The sequence below is a fragment of the Dermacoccus sp. MPR-E5 genome, from assembly GCF_058809565.1.
Window position 1 is genome coordinate 17,696 of sequence record NZ_JBXASS010000004.1, and the last position, 18,511, is coordinate 36,206.

The 18,511-nt window shown below is 69.3% G+C and carries 16 protein-coding genes; 11 read left to right on the forward strand and 5 right to left on the reverse strand.

Annotated features, from left to right (window positions below; genetic code table 11):
* The first annotated feature begins 130 nt into the window (after positions 1-130).
* The 8 genes from AC1RS9_RS03725 to AC1RS9_RS03760 all read left to right on the forward strand — a co-directional run bounded on the left by AC1RS9_RS03725 (position 131) and on the right by AC1RS9_RS03760 (position 10,554).
* A complete protein-coding gene (locus tag AC1RS9_RS03725) occupies positions 131-328 on the forward strand; it encodes a hypothetical protein (RefSeq protein ID WP_150112764.1) in 198 nt (65 codons plus the stop codon).
* 69 nt (positions 329-397) lie between these two features.
* Positions 398-1,666: a signal recognition particle-docking protein FtsY gene (gene ftsY / locus AC1RS9_RS03730; RefSeq protein WP_038568836.1), complete on the forward strand. Its 1,269-nt coding sequence runs from the start codon at positions 398-400 to the stop codon at positions 1,664-1,666.
* A 203-nt stretch (positions 1,667-1,869) separates the two neighbouring features.
* Entirely contained in the window at positions 1,870-3,291 is a 1,422-nt protein-coding gene (locus AC1RS9_RS03735) for an ammonium transporter (protein ID WP_038568834.1), read from the forward strand.
* Positions 3,288-3,626, forward strand: coding sequence for a P-II family nitrogen regulator (locus tag AC1RS9_RS03740; protein WP_006943278.1), 339 nt, complete (start codon positions 3,288-3,290; stop codon positions 3,624-3,626). Before AC1RS9_RS03735 ends, AC1RS9_RS03740 begins: the two co-directional genes overlap by 4 nt.
* Positions 3,627-3,898: 272 nt before the next feature.
* Entirely contained in the window at positions 3,899-6,502 is a 2,604-nt protein-coding gene (locus AC1RS9_RS03745; RefSeq protein ID WP_144694541.1) for a [protein-PII] uridylyltransferase, read from the forward strand.
* A 295-nt stretch (positions 6,503-6,797) separates the two neighbouring features.
* Positions 6,798-8,414 (forward strand): signal recognition particle protein, encoded by a 1,617-nt coding sequence (gene ffh, locus AC1RS9_RS03750; protein ID WP_144694539.1) that lies wholly within the window; start codon positions 6,798-6,800, stop codon positions 8,412-8,414.
* Positions 8,415-8,528: 114 nt separating this feature from the next.
* A complete protein-coding gene (locus AC1RS9_RS03755; protein WP_492920557.1) occupies positions 8,529-9,620 on the forward strand; it encodes an amidohydrolase family protein in 1,092 nt (363 codons plus the stop codon).
* Positions 9,621-9,630: 10 nt separating this feature from the next.
* On the forward strand, positions 9,631-10,554 hold the full coding sequence (locus tag AC1RS9_RS03760; RefSeq protein ID WP_492920559.1) for a GNAT family N-acetyltransferase: 924 nt from the start codon (positions 9,631-9,633) through the stop codon (positions 10,552-10,554).
* A 131-nt stretch (positions 10,555-10,685) separates the two neighbouring features.
* Here AC1RS9_RS03760 and AC1RS9_RS03765 read toward each other — a convergent pair whose 3' ends face one another.
* Positions 10,686-11,063 (reverse strand): hypothetical protein, encoded by a 378-nt coding sequence (locus AC1RS9_RS03765; protein ID WP_038568827.1) that lies wholly within the window; start codon positions 11,061-11,063, stop codon positions 10,686-10,688.
* Here AC1RS9_RS03765 and AC1RS9_RS03770 point away from each other — a divergent pair.
* Positions 11,044-11,388 carry a hypothetical protein gene (locus tag AC1RS9_RS03770; RefSeq protein ID WP_492920561.1) on the forward strand — a complete coding sequence of 115 codons (345 nt, stop codon included), beginning with the start codon at positions 11,044-11,046 and terminating at the stop codon, positions 11,386-11,388. The two genes, AC1RS9_RS03765 and AC1RS9_RS03770, sit on opposite strands and share 20 nt — an antisense overlap.
* A 78-nt stretch (positions 11,389-11,466) precedes the next feature.
* Here AC1RS9_RS03770 and AC1RS9_RS03775 read toward each other — a convergent pair whose 3' ends face one another.
* From AC1RS9_RS03775 to aceA, 4 genes are all read right to left on the reverse strand, one after another.
* Positions 11,467-12,369 carry a hypothetical protein gene (locus tag AC1RS9_RS03775; protein ID WP_492920563.1) on the reverse strand — a complete coding sequence of 301 codons (903 nt, stop codon included), beginning with the start codon at positions 12,367-12,369 and terminating at the stop codon, positions 11,467-11,469.
* Between the two features lie 27 nt (positions 12,370-12,396).
* Positions 12,397-12,717, reverse strand: a complete 321-nt coding sequence (locus AC1RS9_RS03780; protein ID WP_038568821.1) for a putative quinol monooxygenase — start codon at positions 12,715-12,717, stop codon at positions 12,397-12,399.
* 174 nt (positions 12,718-12,891) lie between these two features.
* Complete coding sequence (gene aceB / locus AC1RS9_RS03785) at positions 12,892-14,529, reverse strand: malate synthase A (RefSeq protein WP_062256690.1); 1,638 nt, start codon at positions 14,527-14,529, stop codon at positions 12,892-12,894.
* A 253-nt stretch (positions 14,530-14,782) separates the two neighbouring features.
* The gene (gene aceA, locus AC1RS9_RS03790; RefSeq protein WP_492920565.1) at positions 14,783-16,066 is read right to left on the reverse strand and encodes an isocitrate lyase; all 1,284 of its coding nucleotides are present in this window, start codon (positions 16,064-16,066) and stop codon (positions 14,783-14,785) included.
* A gap of 198 nt (positions 16,067-16,264) precedes the next feature.
* Between aceA and AC1RS9_RS03795 the strand changes: the two genes are divergently transcribed.
* Positions 16,265-17,779, forward strand: coding sequence for a helix-turn-helix domain-containing protein (locus tag AC1RS9_RS03795; protein WP_235006181.1), 1,515 nt, complete (start codon positions 16,265-16,267; stop codon positions 17,777-17,779).
* A 237-nt stretch (positions 17,780-18,016) separates the two neighbouring features.
* On the forward strand, positions 18,017-18,511 hold the full coding sequence (rpsP, locus tag AC1RS9_RS03800) for a 30S ribosomal protein S16 (protein ID WP_459110160.1): 495 nt from the start codon (positions 18,017-18,019) through the stop codon (positions 18,509-18,511).

Genomic DNA, 18,511 nt, shown 5'->3' on the forward strand with positions numbered 1-18,511 from the left:
GACTGGCGCCGTCAGGACGGTTCGGCGACAATCATGGCGGAGCAGGCCTCATGCGCTCGCTCCCACCCGACGTGCCATCCGCGCGTCACACCCACCCCTCGGAGGATTCGTGTTCTGGATCGTGCTCGGTATGACGCTGACCGTCGTTCTGGCGGCGTTCGTCGTCGGCATCGTCGCGCTGCCGGCGCGACGGGCGGGCCGTCCGGTGCTCACCACGCGTGGCGAGAAGCTCTTCCGTGTCGGTCACGCGCCAGCCGCCCCGCGCGCCGCGACGGCCAAGGACGGCGAGCGCGCGGCCGAGCGCGGCGGTCGGATCCGCCGCTCCTGATTCCCCAGCTGACGCGTGCCGTCGCCGCCTCGTTGGGCGGTTGTCGGTGCCGTTTGCAATGATGGCGGCGTGGATCAGCTCTGGGAAATTCTTGGTGTCGTCGCCGTAGCGCTCGTCGCCGCCGTCATGGGCCTCGTGGCCTTCGTCCGCGGCCGTTCGCGCAAGGCTCCGAAGGTTCCGGCGCGCGAGGAATCCGTCGAGATTCCGCGCACGCCACCGAAGAAGACGCAGTACACGCCGAGTTCGGGTGTGCGCATCGACACGTCGAAGTCGGCGGCGCCCGCCCCGGCGAAGCCCGCGCAGACCGACGTCGTCGACGCACCGCGCGACGAAGCGCCCGCCCCCGAGGTCGTCGAGCCCGCTGACGTCGTCGACGAGACGCCCGCGCCCGAACCGGCTGCGCTCGAGCGCCCCGAGTCGGCCCGTGGGCGCATGGTTCGCCTGCGTGAGCGACTGTCGCGCTCGAACACTGCGCTCGGCAAGGGCCTGCTCGCCATGCTGTCCGGCGGCAGCCTCGACGACGAGGCGTGGGAGGACGTCGAGGACACGTTGCTGCAGGCCGACCTGGGTGTCGAGGCGACGACGCAGATCGTCGACAACCTCAAACGCCGCATCGCCGTGCACGGTGCCACGGACGAGGAAACCGTCTCCGGCTGGTTGCACGAGGAACTGCTCGCGCAGGTCGGCCCCGACATGGATCGCCGCATCGCGGCGAGCCGCGTGGGCGATCGACCCGCCGTCGTCCTCGTCGTCGGCGTCAACGGCACGGGCAAGACGACGACCGTCGGCAAGCTCGCGCGCGTTCTGGTCGCCGAGGACAAGGACGTCATCCTCGGCGCGGCCGACACGTTCCGTGCCGCCGCAGCCGACCAGCTCGAGACGTGGGGCGCCCGCGTCGGCGTGCCCACCGTTCGCTCCGAGAAGGAGGGCGCCGACCCGGCCGCCGTCGCGTTCGACGCTGTCAAGGCCGGTCAGGAGAACGAGTGCGACGTCGTGCTGCTCGACACCGCGGGGCGCCTGCACAACAAGGTCGGCCTCATGGACGAGCTCGCCAAGATGAAGCGCGTCATCGAGAAGCGCAGTCCCATCGACGAGGTGCTGCTCGTCCTCGACGCGACGACCGGCCAGAACGGCATGCGTCAGGCCGAGGTGTTCGGCCAGGCGGTCGACGTCACGGGTGTCGTACTGACGAAGCTCGACGGCACCGCCAAGGGCGGCATCGTCGTCAACGTCCAGCGTGAGCTCGGCGTGCCCGTCAAGCTCGTCGGGCTCGGCGAGGGCCCCGACGACCTCGCGCCGTTCGACCCGGAGGCCTACGTCAACGCCGTGCTCGATTGAGCAGGCCTGTCTCGAGCCCCGCAGCGCCCACCCGCCGTCACGGCCGGTGGGCGCTCGTGCGTCCACGCTTCGACACGAAACGTCTCACATGGCGTGCATACCCTCAGGATGTGACCGCGATTTCACGTCAGCGCCGCATCCGAAACATGGGCGAAACATCGCGAGCCGCATGCTGAAACGTGGCGAGGGCAGGATCACTGAGCATGAACGCACACCTTCTGGCGGCAGAGGCCGCCCCGAAACTCGACTATGCGGCCACCGCATTCGTCCTCGTGTGCGCATCGCTCGTGCTCATGATGACGCCCGCGCTGGCGTTGTTCTACGGCGGGATGACGCGCTCCAAGTCGGTGCTCAACATGATGATGATGTCGTTCGGCGCCCTCGGCGTCGTCGGCATCATCTATGTGCTCTACGGCTACTCGATGTCGTTCGGCACCCACGACATCGCCGGGGTGATCGCGAACCCGGGTGACAAGTTCGGTCTGCACAACGTCGCCGACGTGTTCAACTCGTTCGGGTACGAGGGCTACGGAAACATCCCCGAGCTCGCGTTCGTGGGCTTCCAGCTCACCTTCGCGGGCCTGACGGTCGCGCTCATCTCCGGCGCCATCGCCGACCGTGTGAAGTTCTCGACGTGGCTCGTCTTCTCCGCGATCTGGGCGACGATCGTGTACTTCCCGATCGCGCACATGGTGTGGGGCGGCGGGTTCCTCGGCGGCACCGACCAGGGCGTCGCCGCGACGATGTTCGGTTCGACCGACGGCAAGGCCACGTTCGCACCGATCGACTTCGCGGGCGGCACCGTCGTCCACATCAACGCAGGCATGGCGGGCCTCGTCCTGGCCCTCATCGTCGGGCGCCGCGCCGGTTTCGGCCGCGTGCCCATGCGCCCCCACAACGTGCCGCTGACCATGCTCGGCGCCGGTCTGCTCTGGTTCGGCTGGTTCGGGTTCAACGCGGGTTCCGAGCTCGCCGCAGACGGTTCGGCCGCCCTCGTGTGGGTCAACACGGCCGCCGCGACGTGTGCGGCGATGATCGGTTGGCTCGCCGTCGAGAAGATCAAGGACGGTGAGGCGACATCGATCGGTGCCGCCTCCGGCGTCGTCGCCGGTCTCGTCGCGATCACCCCCGCCTGTGGTGCGCTCAGCCCCGTCGGCTCGCTCATCCTCGGCGCGGTCGCCGGCATCCTCAGCGCCCTGGCCGTCAGCCTGAAGTTCAAGTTCAACCTGGACGACTCGCTCGACGTCGTCGGCGTCCACCTCGTCTCCGGCCTGTGGGGCACGATCGGCGCAGGCCTGCTGTCGACGACGAACGGCCTGCTCTACGGCAAGGGCTACGAGCAGACGGTCGTGCAGATCGTCATCGCGCTCGGTTGCCTCGCGTTCACGGGCGTGCTCACCGCCGTCATCGGCCTCGCCCTCAAGGCGACGATGGGCTGGCGCATCGACCACGACGACGAGCTCGCAGGCATCGACTCCGCCGAGCACGCCGAATCCGCCTACGATTTCGGTGGGTTCGCCTCCGGTACCCGCGTCGGCCACGGCCTGCTGCCGTCCGGCCACGGCCCCCTCGGTGGCAGCACCACCGGCGCAGAACACAACGACCCGCGAGGAGTGCAGGCATGAAACTCGTCACCGCCATCATCAAGCCGTTCAAGCTCGACGACGTCAAGGAAGCCCTCGAGGCCTTCGGCATCGCCGGGATGACGGTGAGCGAGGTCAGCGGCTACGGCCGCCAGCGCGGCCACAGCGAGGTTTACCGCGGCGCCGAGTACAGCGTTGACTTCGTGCCGAAGCTGCGCATCGAGGTCGTCATCGACGACGCCGACGCGCCCGCCGTCGTCGACGCCGTCGTGCGTGCCGCGCAGACGGGACGCATCGGCGACGGCAAGGTGTGGACCGTTCCCGTCGACGACATCGTGCGCGTGCGCACCGGCGAGACCGGCGCTGCCGCGGTCTGAGCGCCTTTGGGACGTGAGCCTCGCCGACGTGGCGCACGAGTCCTCGTGGCCCGAGTGCCGACGGTGACGCTCGGCCGCCCCGGTTCGGTCGAGACCCTGAAGAACGCCGTCGCCGCCCGAGGACCTCCGGCCCGGCGTTCGTCGGCGTCCGTCCCGCTTCGTGAGGCGAACCACGCCGCGCGCCACGCCGTCGTAGTCGCCGTAGACGCACAACCCCAGCCATCGACGGCGCAGAACCCCCGCCCAGCCCTCCGAGAGAGGACGATGCAGCCATGAGCGCCGTGTCCGCCCACTACGCCGCACGTCTCGACCTCGCGCGCACGCGCGAGTTCGAGCAACCCGGCGCGGGCCCCGCACGTCGGGAGCGGCTCGCGGCGTCGGCCCATGCCTTCATGGCGCAGGCCTGGCGCGATGCGTGTGCGGCGACGGGGCTGCCCGAGCGTCAGAGCGGTGTGGCGCTCGCCGTCGTCGGCTCGCAGGCCCGGGGCGATGCGGGGCCGTTGAGCGATTACGACTTCGTCCTCCTGCACGACGGGCGCAGCGTCGGCTCGAAACGCATCACCGAGCTCGCGGACGCCCTGTGGTACCCGTTGTGGGATGCAGGGGTGCGCTTCGACCACTCCGTGCGCACGCTAGCGCAGTGCCGCCAGGCCGCGTCGTCAGACCTCGCCGCTGCGGTCGGCATGCTCGACATCGCGTCCGTGGCCGGTGACGACGTCCTCGTCGCCGGGGTACGCCAGGCGATCGCCGCCGACTGGCGCGGTGCCGCGCGCAAGCGGCTGCCGGAGGTCGTCGAGTCGTTGCGGGCGCGGCACGCGCGGTTCGGTGACATCGCGACGACGCTCGATCCGGACCTCAAGGAATCCGGGGGAGGCCTGCGCGACCTCAGCCTCGTCGGCGCGCTGACGACGGCGTGGCTCGCCGACCCTCACCGCGCCAGCGCAGAACGCGCCCGAGCGCAATTGCTCGACGTGCGCGACGCGTTGCACGTCGTCACCGGGCGGGGGCGGGAGCGGCTCAGCCTGCAGGATCAGGACGCCGTCGCGGCGCTGCTCGGGTGCTCCGACAGCGACGAGTTGCTGACGCATGTCGTCGACGCGGCGCGCACGATCACGTACGTGACGGACGCGGCCGTGCGCGCGGCCGGCCAGTCGCAGCGAGCCCGGACGTTGCGCGTCGGGCCGCGCCGACCGTCGCTGACGCCGCTCGGGCACGGGTTGCACCTGCACGACGGCGAGGTCGTCCTCGGCGCGGGGCGCCGCGACGGCGGGCACCTGACGTTGCTGCGCGCCGCCGCTGCGGCAGCCTCGCGGGGTGCGCTCATCGGGCCGACGACCCTCGCGAACCTCGTCGCGAGCTGCGGGCCGCTGCCCGCCCCGTGGCCGCGAGAGATCCGGGAGGGTTTCGTGGGGTTCCTCGCGAGCGGGCCCGGCATCGTCGACGTGTGGGAGGGCCTCGATCTGAGCGGCATCGTCGACGTCTGGCTGCCCGAGTGGTCGACGGTGCGTTCGCGCCCGCAACGAAACGCGATCCACCAGTTCACCGTCGACCGACACAGCATCGAGGCCGTCGTCATCGCGGCGGGCCTGCGCGAGCACGTGGCACGGCCCGACCTGCTCCTCGTCGCCGCGCTGCTGCACGACATCGGCAAGGCCGCAGGCGCGCGTGACCACAGCGCGGAGGGCGCACCCGTCGCGCGCGCGATCTGCCAGCGCATGGGCTTCGATCGCGCCGACTGCGACCTCGTCGAACGTCTCGTGCGCGAACACCTCACGCTCGTCGATCTGGCGACGAAACGCGACCCCGACGACCCTGCGACCGTCAGGATGCTCTGCGAGGCGGCCGGCAGCGCCGAAGGCCTCGACCTGCTCGCCGCGCTGACGGAGGCCGACGCGCGAGCAGCCGGACCACAGGCATGGACGACGTGGCGCGCCGGCCTCGTGCGCGACCTCGCCGCGCGAGCACGCAGGCGGTTCGCGTCGGAGGAGACGGTCGCAGGCGTGCCCGCACCTGCCGCGACCTTCGAGGGTGCCTCGTCCCCCGACGCGTCGTCGCCCGGGGCGACGGCCGAGCAGCGGCCGTCCGAGGACGTGGCGACCGGACACGCCGGTTCTCCTCCTGCGGTCTCTCGACCCTCGAGTCGCGCCCCCGCGGCGTCAGCCCAGGCCCTGGACGAGACCGAGTCGGTCGCGGAAGGCGACGGGGTGCAGGCGCAGGTCGACGCTGGCAGCCCGTCGGGCATCGTGAGCGCGGACGAGCGAGGACGCGTCACGGCGGGGGAGGTGGTCGTCGAGATCGAGCCGCTGGAGGGCGTGAGCGGCGTCGTGACCGTCCGCATCATCGACGTCGACCGGCTCGGCCTCTTCGCCGACATGGCGGGCGTGCTCGGGCTGCGACGCACGTCCGTGCGGTCGGCGAACCTGCGGACGATCGACGGCCTCGCCGTCGACACGTGGGTCGTCGAGGTGCCGCACGGCGACGTGCCGCGCACGAGCGACCTGGCGCGGTCGCTGCGAACGTTGCGCGAGGGCGAGCGCCTGCCGCTGCGTGCCCTCGAGGCAGACGCGCGCCGTCGCGCTGCCGCGGGGCCGTCACGCGCGACGATGCCGCGGGCGTCCGCGTTCGTCGTCCCGGGTGCATCGCAGCACGCGACCGTCATCGAGGTGCGCGCCGCCGACCGTCTCGGATTGTTGTTCGACGTTGGGTCGGCATTCGCCGCCGAGCGGGTCTCCGTGCGCTCCGCGCACATCGCGACATATGCGGGACGCAGCGCCGACACCTTCTACGTCACGGACGAGCAGGGCTCGCCGCTGGCGCCGCCGCACGCGGCGCGCGTCATCGGCGCCGTGCTCGACGCCGTCGACACCGCCGGCTGACGCATCTCTTCGCTCGAACCGCTACCTCGAAGAACCCCGGCACCCGTCCCCATCTGCGAATCCCGTCCCCATCTGCGAATCCCGTCCCCCTCTGCGAGTCTCGTCCACATCTGCATCTACGCCAATGTGGACGAGCATCGCAGATGGGGACAGTCGCCACGATGCGTCGATCCTCGAGGGCATTCCCGGCGAGACCGAGCGTCGACATCGACGAATGCCGACGCGACGGGCTCGGCATCGGCGCCACTGCACGGTCGATCTGACGGGGCCGCATGGGAGCGGGTAATCTGGGCCGGTGTTCAATAGCCTCTCAGACCGCCTGACAGCGACCTTCGCCAACCTCAAGGGCAAGGGGCGTCTCACCGAGTCAGACATCAACGCGACCATCCGTGACATCCGGATGGCGTTGCTCGATGCCGACGTCGCGCTGCCCGTCGTCAAGCAGTTCACGCGGGGGGTGCGTGAGCGTGCGCTCGGTGCGGAGGTCAGCCAGGCGCTGAACCCCGGCCAGCAGGTTGTCAAGATCGTCAACGAGGAGCTCATCGCGATCCTCGGCGGCCAGACGCGGTCGATCCAGTACGCGAAGACGGGCCCGACCGTCATCATGCTCGCCGGTCTGCAGGGTTCCGGTAAGACGACGTTCGCGGGCAAGCTCGCGCGTCGGCTGCGCGACGAGGGTCACTTCCCGGTGCTCGTCGCCGCCGACCTGCAGCGTCCGAACGCCGTGCGTCAGCTCGAGGTCGTCGGTGAGCGTGCGGGCGTGCCGGTGTTTGCGCCCGAGCGTGGCAACGAGGGTGGCCACGACGCGGTCTCGGAGACGGGCGAGGGCACGCGCAGCCACGGCGACCCCGTCTGGGTTGCCCAGGCCGGTGTCGCACAGGCGAAGGTACGCCAGTACGACGTCGTCATCGTCGACACCGCGGGTCGTCTCGCTGTCGACGAGAACCTCATGCAGCAGGCCGCCGACATCCGTGAGGCGATCCAGCCGAACGAGGTGCTGTTCGTCATCGACGCGATGATCGGTCAGGCCGCCATCGAGACGGCGATCGCGTTCCAGGACGGCGTTGACTTCACGGGTGTCGTCCTGTCGAAGCTCGACGGTGACGCCCGCGGTGGTGCCGCCCTTTCGGTGGCCTCGGTGACGGGTCGCCCGATCATGTTCGCCTCGACGGGCGAGGGCGTGAAGGACATCGAGGTCTTCCACCCCGATCGCATGGCGAGCCGCATCCTTGACATGGGTGACGTGCTGACGCTCATCGAGCAGGCGGAGCGCGCGTTCGACAAGCGCCAGGCCGCCGAGATGGCGCGCAAGTTCATGGACGAGGAGGATTTCACGTTCGACGACTTCCTCCAGCAGATGTCGGCCATCAAGAAGATGGGCAACATCAAGGGCCTGCTCGGCATGATGCCGGGCATGGGTCAGATGCGTGACCAGCTCAACTCGCTCGACGAGCGCGAGTTCGACCGTGTCGAGGCCATCGTCCGCTCGATGACGCCGTTCGAACGCACGCACCCCAAGCAGATCAACGGTTCGCGACGCGCGCGCATCGCGCGAGGTTCGGGCGTCTCGGTCTCCGAGGTCAACCAGTTGCTGCAGCGTTTCGGCGAGGCGCAGAAGATGATGCGTCAGCTGAAGCGTGGCGGCGGCATGCCGGGCATGCCGGGCATGGGTGCGATGCCTGGTGGCGGCGGTGGCAAGAAGGCGAAGAGCCAGCCGAAGAAGAAGGGCAAGAGCGGCAACCCCGCCAAGCGTGCGCAGGAAGAGGCGGCCGCAGCGGCCAAGGCCGAAGCGGCGCGTGCGGCCGCGATGGAGAACGCGTTCGGCCAGATGAACGACGAGCCCGACTACTCGAACATGAAGCTGCCCAAGGGCTTCGAGAAGTTCCTCGGCCCGGGGGCGGACAAGGACTGACCGCGTCGGCCGTCCTTCGGCCCGGAGGAGTTGTGGAGGTTCGTGCGACCGGTAGCGCGAACCTCCACAACCTCTCGGGCGATCAGCGCCGACGTCGCGCGATAGTGTCGGTTCATGAATGACGATGTGCTTCACCTCACCGGCTGCATCCTCGCCGCGCCTGACGACGAGGTGGGGGAGGCCTGGGTCGTCGACGGACGCATCACCTACGTGCGTCCCGAGACGCACCTCGATGACGCCGTCGAGCTCGACGGCTGGCTCCTGCCGGGGCTCGTCGACGCGCACTGCCACGTCGGGCTCGAGTCGCATGGGGGAGTGCCGCCCGAACGCGCCGAAGAGCATGCCCTCGCCGACCGCGCGGCCGGCGCGCTCCTGCTGCGCGACTGCGGCTCACCCGTCGACACGCACTGGATCGACGAACGTGACGACCTGCCCCGCATCGTCCGCGCCGGCCGCCACATCGCCCGCACCAAGCGCTACATCCGCAACTACGCCCACGAGATCGAGCCCGAAGATCTCGTCGCGTACGTGCGCCAGGAGGCGCGCCGCGGTGACGGCTGGGTCAAGCTCGTCGGCGACTGGATCGATCGCGACGCCGGCGACCTCACCCCGTGCTGGCCCGCAGAGGCACTGAAACCCGCCCTAGACGCCGCCCACGCCGAGGGCGCGCGCGTCACCGCGCACTGCTTCGGCGAGCAGTCATTGTTCGACTTCGCGGACGCCGGCGTCGACTGCATCGAGCACGCGAGCGGCCTCACCGAGGAATCCATCGCACTGTTCGCCGAGCGCGACATCGCGATCGTCCCGACCCTCATCAACCTCGACAACTTCCCGACGTTCGCCGCTGCCGGCGAGGCCAAGTTTCCCGCCTACGCTGCGCACATGCGCGACCTGCACGCCCGCCGGTACGCCACGATCGGCGCGGCCCGCGACGCCGGCATCCGCATCTACGCCGGCACCGACGCGGGCGGTCAACTGCCGCACGGCCTCATCGCGAGCGAGGTCGCCGAGATGACGAACGCCGGGATGAGCAACAGCGAAGCACTCGCGACGGCGACGTGGGGCGCGCGCGAATGGCTCGGCCACGAACGCCTGACGGAGGGTGCGCCGGCCGACATCGTGATGCTCGACGCTGACCCGCGCGACGACGTGCGCGTCCTCGCCGCGCCGCGCCACGTCGTCCTGCGCGGACGCATCGTCGAATGAGGCCGAACGCATGAGCAGCGCCGAACTCCTCCACGCCGACGGCGAACGTGTCAGCGTCAGCGTTGCCCGGCGAGCCGACATCGAGCCCTACCGACGCGCGATGACGCGCTCCGCGGCACGCATCGGCTCATGGAACCCCGTCAATCCGGGCGATCTCGTCCACCACCTCGCGGCGCAATCCGAGAAGCACCGCACCTTCCTCATCCGCGCCCACGACGACGTGCGCGCCCCGCACGACACGGCCGGTCTCGTCGGCTGCGTCAACGTGTCGAACGTCGTGCAGGGGCGGTTCATGAGCGCGACGATGGGGTACAACGCATTCGACCCGTACGTCGGGCAGGGGCTGTTCCGCGAAGGTCTCGCGCTCGTCGTCGACATCGCTCTGCGCCCCACGCCGTCGGGCATGGGCCTGCACCGCGTCGAGGCGAACGTGCGCACGGCCAACGCGACGTCGGCGGGCGTCCTGCGGTCGCTCGGTTTCAGGCGCGAGCGCACCGTCCGCCGCATGTTGTGGCTCGCCGACGGCCCGTCGGGCGCCAACGCCTGGCGCGATCACGACTCCTACGCACTGACTCGCGAGGAATGGCCGGCGCGAGCGTACGCCGAGCACGACGCTCCCACTGGCGTCATCGTCCTCGACGACGCGATCAGTGAACCGGCCGCCGTTGCGCTGGCGCGTGAGCTGACGGCGGTGGCCCTGTTCGGACTGCCTTACGCGGCGGCCCTCGACGTCGCTGCGTACGCCGGTGCGCCGATCGTGTGGTGCGCGGGTTCCTCAGCTGAGCGCGCCCTCGTCGATCTGACGGCTCGCGGCGTGCGCGCCGCGCGGCCCGATGACGCCACCGCCGCGCAACTGTGGCAGCTCAACGACGGTCCCCACGATGCACGAGCCCTCGTCCAGCAGGCGCTGAACTTGCGTCCGCGTCTCAGCTGACCACCGCTTCGAGCGTTCCCCGCCGAACCACACCGGACGTCGAGCCACGATGAGGTCGCCACACCGAGCATGCTGCCGGGCCCTCACCACACGCGTGTGGTGAGGGCCCGGCAGCATGCTCGGTCAGTGCGTCACTTGACGGTGACGTTCACCGAGTCCGAAGCGAACTGCGAGCCGTTCTCGAGGAACTTGATCGAGTAGGTGCCCGACTGCTCCATCGGTACCTTGACGGTCAGCGTGACGGCCTGGCCGTCAGCGTTCGAGGTGCCCTTGGAGTCGAGCGTGCCCTTCTTAGACTGTGAACCGTTCGAGATCTCATAGCTGTACTTCGCGCTGGACTTGAACTGCACGGCTGTCGTGAAGTAGACCCGCTGGCCCTTGTACGAGGCGTCGATGCTGCTCGCGTCCTCCTTGCAGAACTGAGCCGACGACACGTAAGCCAGGTTCTTGCTGAGGCACGAACGCGTCTCGTGGCTCGAGGCGAAGCCGATGATGTCGCTCTTCGTCACCTTTGCAGAACTGGCTGCCTGCGAGCTGGGCGACGAAGACGAGTCGGTCGATGCTGACGAGCTCGTCTCCGAGGTCGCAGGCGACGACTCGGGCGACGATTCAGCGGCGCTCGACGTCTCGGGCGCAGCCGACGTGGCCTGCGACTGGGCGCCCGCGGGGCTCGACGACATGGGGTTGCTCGGCACAGCGGCGCCCGACGATGAACTGCCGCCGCTCTCGACGGTGCTGCATCCTGCAAGCGTGAGCGAGGCCAGTGCGAGCGTCGGGACGATGGTTCGGCTGATCTTCATGGCGTCCTCCTGGTTGTCGGTGTCATCATTCTGATGCGTTGGACACGGATCCGGTTCCATCTCGGAGAAAAGAACTCATGAAGCCTCGATAGATCCTGAATGCGGCCTGGTCTCAGCCGTTCACGACGACCCGGAAGTCGCGCCGCACGAGCAGCTTCTCGCCCTTGTAGACCTCGCAGCGGGCGTCATCGCTGCCCGCGACGGTGATGCTCGCCGTCACCACCCCGAGGTTCTTGTCGACGCGCCCTGCCTCGAACGGGAAGTCGAACACCCGCGTGCCCTTGCGGATCCGGACGCGCAGTGGCGACCCCTTCGCCCCCGCGACGACGGCGGAGCACTGCAGGCCCTTGCCGCGCTCGAGCTGGATCACGTCAGAGGTCTCGGCGCACGAGCGCGATTTCTTCTTTCGCCCCGGGGTGTCCTTGATCTCGGTGTACATGCGCACCTGGCTGGCGCCGTCGACGCCCTGCGGGCCCTTGACCTCGACGGAGCCGCTCACCGGCTTGGCGCCGTCGACGGTGAACTCGCACGTGTAGATGCCGGCGGGCATGGCGGCCGGGGCGACGCCGATGTCGCCGCTCAGTGCGACCTTGCCGTCCGAACCGGGCCTGCCGACGTCGCCGGTCTGCGACGTCAGCTCGTTGCCGTCCTTGAGCACGCGAATCTTCACCTTGCGTCCCGGTTTGACCGTGGTCGCGCAGGCGAGGTCGCCGCCCTCGTAGACGGTGGTGGGGGAGGTGCACCTCTTGTTCTTGACCTTCGCCTGGTCGCAGAACGTCATCGACCCGGCCTGAGCCGTGCCTCCCGGAGTGACGAAGGTGTCGGCGACGCGTGACGAATCAAATGACGCCGAACTCGACGGCGACGGACGGGTCGTGGACGGCGACGCCGTCACCGTCGTCGCGCTCTGGCCGGCGGGCGCCTTGAGCGAATCACCGGTGTAGCTGCAGGCCGTGAGCGGCAGGCACCCCGTGAACAAGACGCTGACGAGGCGTCCTACTGTCAGGGTGCGCATCGTGCGTCCTCCCCCTCGTGATCCGCGTCAGTCGACGCTGATCTCACCCATCTCGTCCCAGCCATCGCCCTCGACCTGACGCGAGACGATCTTGGGCGTGGCCGTGAGCCACTCAGCCGTCGACGACGTGAAGGCCTTGAAGTGGTCCGAGGAGACGTGCGCCACGGCCGCGTCGTCCTGAAACGCCTCGACGAGCACGAACTCGTTCGGCTTCTCGACGCTGCGGCTCCACTCGAACCACAGGTTGCCCGCCTCGGCGCGCGTGGCCGCGGTGAAGTCGGCGACGTGGTCCATCCACCCGTCGACCTTGTCGGGGCGGACGTCGAACTTGACAACGATGAAGATCATGGTGATTACCTCTCGAGTGCGCCCGCTGGACGTGACGATGACGTGGCGTGCACCTGCGCGACGCCACGTCATCTTTCTATCACCTCATACCGACAACGCCCCCGGGGCGACGGCTCGACGCGCTCACGGGCACGCAGATCGCTCGCCGTACCCGTCGGCGTCACACGGCCGAGCTCAGGCGACCTCGTCGACCTTCTCCGACTGACGAAGGTCGTCGGAGTCGATGCTGCGCGGCATGCGCAGCCCCTCGTCGAGCAGGAAGCGGACGTAGGCGTAGTTGGAGAAGAATCCGGGCAGCTCGTCGGTGAGCGCGCTGCGTTCGAGCACCTCGCGGGCCTCGTCGAGGCGCTCGGACTCGTCGGCGTCGGCGGTGCGCTTGAGCTTGGTCATCTCCTCGTCGATGACGCGCCCGAGCAGCTCCCGCGTCACCTGCGGACCCTCGGCGAGCTGCGTCGAGTGGTGCAGCCACTGCCACAGCTGGGCGCGGCAGATCTCGACGGTCGCCGCATCCTCCATGAAGTTGCCGATGGCGACGGCGCCCTTGCCGTCGATCCACGCCGCGAGGTACTGCAGCGCGACGCTGACGTTGTGGCGCACGCCCTGCAGGCTCGTCGTCTGCATCGTGCCCTCGAGGCTGACGAGGGCCGCCGCGTCGAAGCGCTGCGGGCGCTTGACGTCGATCTGGTCGAGCTTGTCGCCGAGGACGTGGGTGAAGGCAGACAGCACCGTGTCGACCATCGCGGGGTGGGCGACCCACGAACCGTCGAAACCCTCCTCGGCCTCGCGCTCCTTCTCGGTGTGGACGACGTTGAGGACGCGGTGACGCATGTCGTCGTCCTGCAGCGTCGGGTTGTTCGCGGCGGGCGCGGCGATCGCGTGCGTGCCGCGCTTGTGCGCCGTCGTGACGAGCAGTTCGGTGAACTCGCGCATGAACGGCGTCGTCATCGTGATGCGCTCGCGGTCGGGCAGGACGTACTCGTCGCCGCGGTGGGCGAAGGTACGCACGTAGCTGAAGATGTAGTCCCAGCGGCCCGCGTTGAGACCGGCGGCATGCTCGCGCAGTTCGTAGAGGATCTCCTCCATCGCGAACGCGGCGGGCAGTGTCTCGATGAGGATGCTCGCACGGATCGTGCCGCGCTCGATGCCGAGGGCGTCCTGAGCTTCGACGAAGACGTCGTTCCACAGGCGCGCCTCGGCCGCCGACTCGATCTTCGGCAGGTAGAAGTACGGGCCGAACCCGGCGTCGATGAGAGTCTGCGCGTTGTGGAAGAAGAACAGGCCGAAGTCGACGAGCGTCGCCGAGATCGGGCGGCCGTCGACCGTCAGGTGCTTCTCGCACAGGTGCCACGCGCGTGGGCGCATGATGAGCGTCGGACGCTTGCGCTCCGGGTGCGCGCGGTACTCGCGCACCGCGTCGGCGAGCACGACCTGGCCCTCGATCATGTTGAACCACGTCGGTGACGTCGCGTCCTCGAGATCCGCGAGCCACGTCGAGGCGTTCGACTCCATCGCGTGCTGCGTCATCGAGCGCGTGACGGGGGAGACGAGCTCGACGCGGCGATCGAGCAGCCCCGGCGCGGCGGGCGCGACCTGCCACGACGCGTCGTCACGCACGGACTGCGTCGCGGGGTCGAAGTCGAGGTCGGTGCCCGTGTTGATGCGGCGTGACAGGTCGCGACGCTGCGCGAGTAGTTCGGCGCGACGCCCGGCGAACGCTCCGTCGAGCCGGCCGAGGAAGGCGAGGGCGCCGGGCGTCAGGACCTCCTCGAACCGAGGGTGCAGCTGACCGCGGACGGTGGGGGAAGAGCTCATGAGCCCTCCTTCGGGTGCGCTGTGGGCGTCGTCGGGGCGACGGCTGGGCTGGGCTTGGACTCCATCATGACCGATCGCGACGCCCGGGCGGGCGACGCTCGCGACGCGGACACGGCGGCCGCGGCACGCATGATCGCGGGATCGAGCGATCAGGTGCACGGCGCGACGGGGGTAGGGGTGAGCCCCCACCCCCACGCGATCGGAGCCAGGTGATCGCGCGGGGGATGGGGGCCGGTTCAGTGGCGGGAGCAGCTCAGAACTGAGCGCTCTCCGTCGACTCCTTCAGCGCGGTCGTCGACGACTCGGGGTTGAGCGTCGTGGCGACCAGGTCGAAGTAGCCCGTGCCGACCTCGCGCTGGTGACGCGTGGCCGTGTAGCCGCGGCTCTCGGAGGCGAACTCGCGCTCCTGCAGCTCGACGTACGCCTTCATCTGCTCGCGGGCGTAGCCGTGGGCCAGGTCGAACATCGAGTAGTTGAGAGCGTGGAAGCCGGCGAGGGTGATGAACTGGAACTTGAAGCCCATCGCGCCCAGCTCGCGCTGGAACTTGGCGATCGTGTCGTCGTCGAGGTGCTTCTTCCAGTTGAACGACGGCGAGCAGTTGTACGCCAGCATCTGGTCGGGGAAATCGGCCTTGACGGACTCGGCGAACTTCTTCGCGAGCTCGAGGTCGGGCGTGCCCGTCTCCATCCAAATGAGGTCGGCGTAGGGCGCGTAGGCCTTCGCACGCTCGATGCAGGGCTCGATGCCGTTCTTGACCTTGTAGAAGCCCTCGTTCGTGCGCTCGCCGGTGAGGAACTGCTGGTCGCGCTCGTCGACGTCGGACGTGATGAGCGTCGCGGCCTCGGCGTCCGTGCGGGCGATGACGACGGTCGGCGTGTTCGACACGTCGGTGGCGAGGCGGGCGGCGTTCAGCGTGCGAACGTGCTGCCTCGTCGGGATGAGCACCTTGCCGCCGAGGTGGCCGCACTTCTTCTCGGAGGCCAGCTGGTCCTCCCAGTGCACGCCGGCGGCGCCGGCGGCGATCATCGACTTCATGAGCTCGTACGCGTTGAGCGGGCCACCGAAGCCGGCCTCGGCGTCGGCGACGATCGGCACGAGCCACTCGTCGACGCTCTTGATGCCCTCGGAGAACTCGATCTGGTCGGCGCGCATCAGGGCGTTGTTGATGCGGCGGACGACCTGCGGCACCGAGTTGGCCGGGTAGAGCGACTGGTCCGGGTACGTCTGGGCGGCGAGGTTCGCGTCACCGGCGACCTGCCAACCGGACAGGTAGATGGCCTTGAGGCCGGCCTTGACCTGCTGGACGGCCTGGTTGCCCGTCAGTGCGCCGAGGGCGTTGACGAAGTCCTCGGTGTGCAGCTTCTCCCAGAGGTTCTCGGCGCCGTGCTTGGCGAGGGTGAACTCCTCCTGGATGCTGCCCTGGAGACGGACGACGTCCTCAGCGCTGTAGTCACGCTTGACGTTCTTCCAGCGCTCATTGGTGTCCCAGTCGTTCTGGATCTCGGCGGCGCGTGCCTGGATGTTCTCGCCAGTCATGGCTCCTGGTCCTTTCCTCGGTGAAGCCTCAGCCGGGTGGCGGTGGGGCTCGATGTGTCCACTCTGGCCGATCGAACTGGCAAGTAACAAGACTTTTCCGATAAAGATCTGCGATTATTGACACATCGACAGGTTTTTCGGGGTCTTTGGCCCCGAGTGAGCACGAGGTGACGCATGGCGCGGGCGAAGGTGAACGGTATGAGCGACACGAGCGCACCGCGCGAGGGGCGGCTGTCGCGCCCCCGCGTCTCCACCGAGACGGCCACCCGACCCGAGCGCGCCGCACCCGACGCCCTGACGATCGGACGCCGCCTGCGTCACGTACGTCAGGGCGCCGAGCGGACGCTCGGAGACGTCGCGGCCGCCGTCGGCATGAGCCCGTCGGCGCTCTCGCTCATCGAGAACGGCAAGCGCGAGCCGCGACTATCGGTGCTGACGTCGCTGGCCGAGGTGCTCGACGTCCCCCTCGCCGACCTGCTCGCGACCGCGCCGCCGTCACGGCGTGCCGCGCTGGAGATCCGACTCGAACGCGCGCAGCGCGCCGAGCAGTACTCGGCGCTCGGGCTGCCGACGGTTCGGGTCGGGCCGCGATTGCCGACGGAGGCGCTCGAGGCGCTCGTCGGGATGCACGAGGCGCTCGCGTCGATGCAGAGCGAGCGCGCCGCGACGCCCGAGCACGCCCGGCGTGCGAACGCCGAACTACGCACGCGCATGCGGGAGGCCGACAACTACTTCGGTGACATCGAGCAGGCAGCCGCCGACCTGCTCGCCGGCGTCGGGCATGCGGGCGGGCCGGTCTCGCGCACCTCCGTCGATCGGATGGCGGAGCACCTCGGGTTCTCGCTCGTGCACACCTCGGATCTGCCGAACTCGACGCGCACCGTCAGCGATCTGGCCAATCGCCGGATCTACCTGCCGCAGCCGGAGGCGGGCCAGCACGACGCGCGTTCGCTCGCGTTGCAGGCGCTGGGGCACCTCGTCCTCGGCCACGAGGTGCCGGCCGACTACGCCGAGTTCCTCTCCCAGCGCGTCGAGATCAACTACTTCGCCGCGGCCGTCCTCATGCCGGAGAAGGAGCTGGGGGCGCGGCTGCTCGAGGCCAAGGCGGCCAAGGACATCTCGATCGAGGACCTGCGCGACGCGTACGGCGTCTCCTACGAGACGGCCGCGCACCGGTTCACGAACCTCGCGACGAAGGTGCTCGACATCCCCGTCCACTTCATGCGCATCAGCGCCGACGGCGTCATCTACAAGGCGTACGAGAACGACGGCATCGTCTTCCCGGCGGACGCGACGGGCGCCATCGAGGGCCAGCGGGTGTGCAAGCACTGGACGGCGCGTGTCGTGTTCGACCAGCCCGATCTGTCGCGCTCGTACCAGCAATACACGGACACGCGCTCGGGCACGTACTGGTGCTCGGCGTTCGTCGATCGCACCTCGTCGGGCTTGTTCAGCGTCAACGTCGGCACTCCGTACCAGCACGTCAAGTGGTTCCGCGGGCGCGAGACGACGTCGCGCTCGCAGTCGCGATGCCCCGACCCGTCGTGCTGCACGCAGCCGCCGGGGGAGCTGACGGCGCGCTGGGGCGGGCACGCCTGGCCGAGCGCTCGCGTGCATTCGCACCTGCTCGCCGCGATGCCGCCCGGCACGTTTCCGGGCGTCGACGACACCGAGGTGTACCAGTTCCTCGAACGCCACGCGCGCGAGAGCTGACGTCCCTTCCTGATGTCGCCCGAAAACCCGGGCAACATCACGATGGAGCGCGGCGATTGGGCGTAGCTGGCGCCCTCTGGCACAATGGCGGGGTACCCGTGTGTCTGCTGCCGCAGATGCGCGCCTACCCCGAGTCACGGTTCCCCGCGAGGTTCGGTGTGCGTCCGTACAACGCTCGCCGTCACACCCCCTTCGGTCTTGCCGTGGTTCACACGAACAGAAAGTGAGACCGCCACCATGGCAGTCAAGATTCGCCTCAAGCGCCTCGGCAAGATCCGTCAGCCCCAGTACCGCGTCGTCGTCATGGACAGCCGGACGAAGCGTGACGGCCGCGCGATCGAGGAGATCGGCAAGTACCACCCCAAGGAGGAGCCGAGCCTCATCGAGATCGACTCCGAGCGTGCGCAGTACTGGCTCTCCGTCGGCGCGCAGCCGACCGAGCAGGTCGCCGCGCTGCTCAAGATCACGGGTGACTGGCAGAAGTTCAAGGGCGAGCCGGGTGCCGAGGGCACGCTGAAGAAGGCCGAGCCGAAGGCCGACAAGAAGGCCCTCTACGAGGCCGCTCTCAAGGCTGCGCAGAACGCGACGGACTCCTCGAAGGACGGCGCCACCACGGCCAAGAAGAAGGCTGACGCCCCCAAGGCCGAGGCGCCCGCCTCCGAGGCCAAGGCTGACGAGGCCCCCGCCGCTGACGCTCCGGCTGTCGAGGCCGAGAAGACCGAAGAGGCCTGA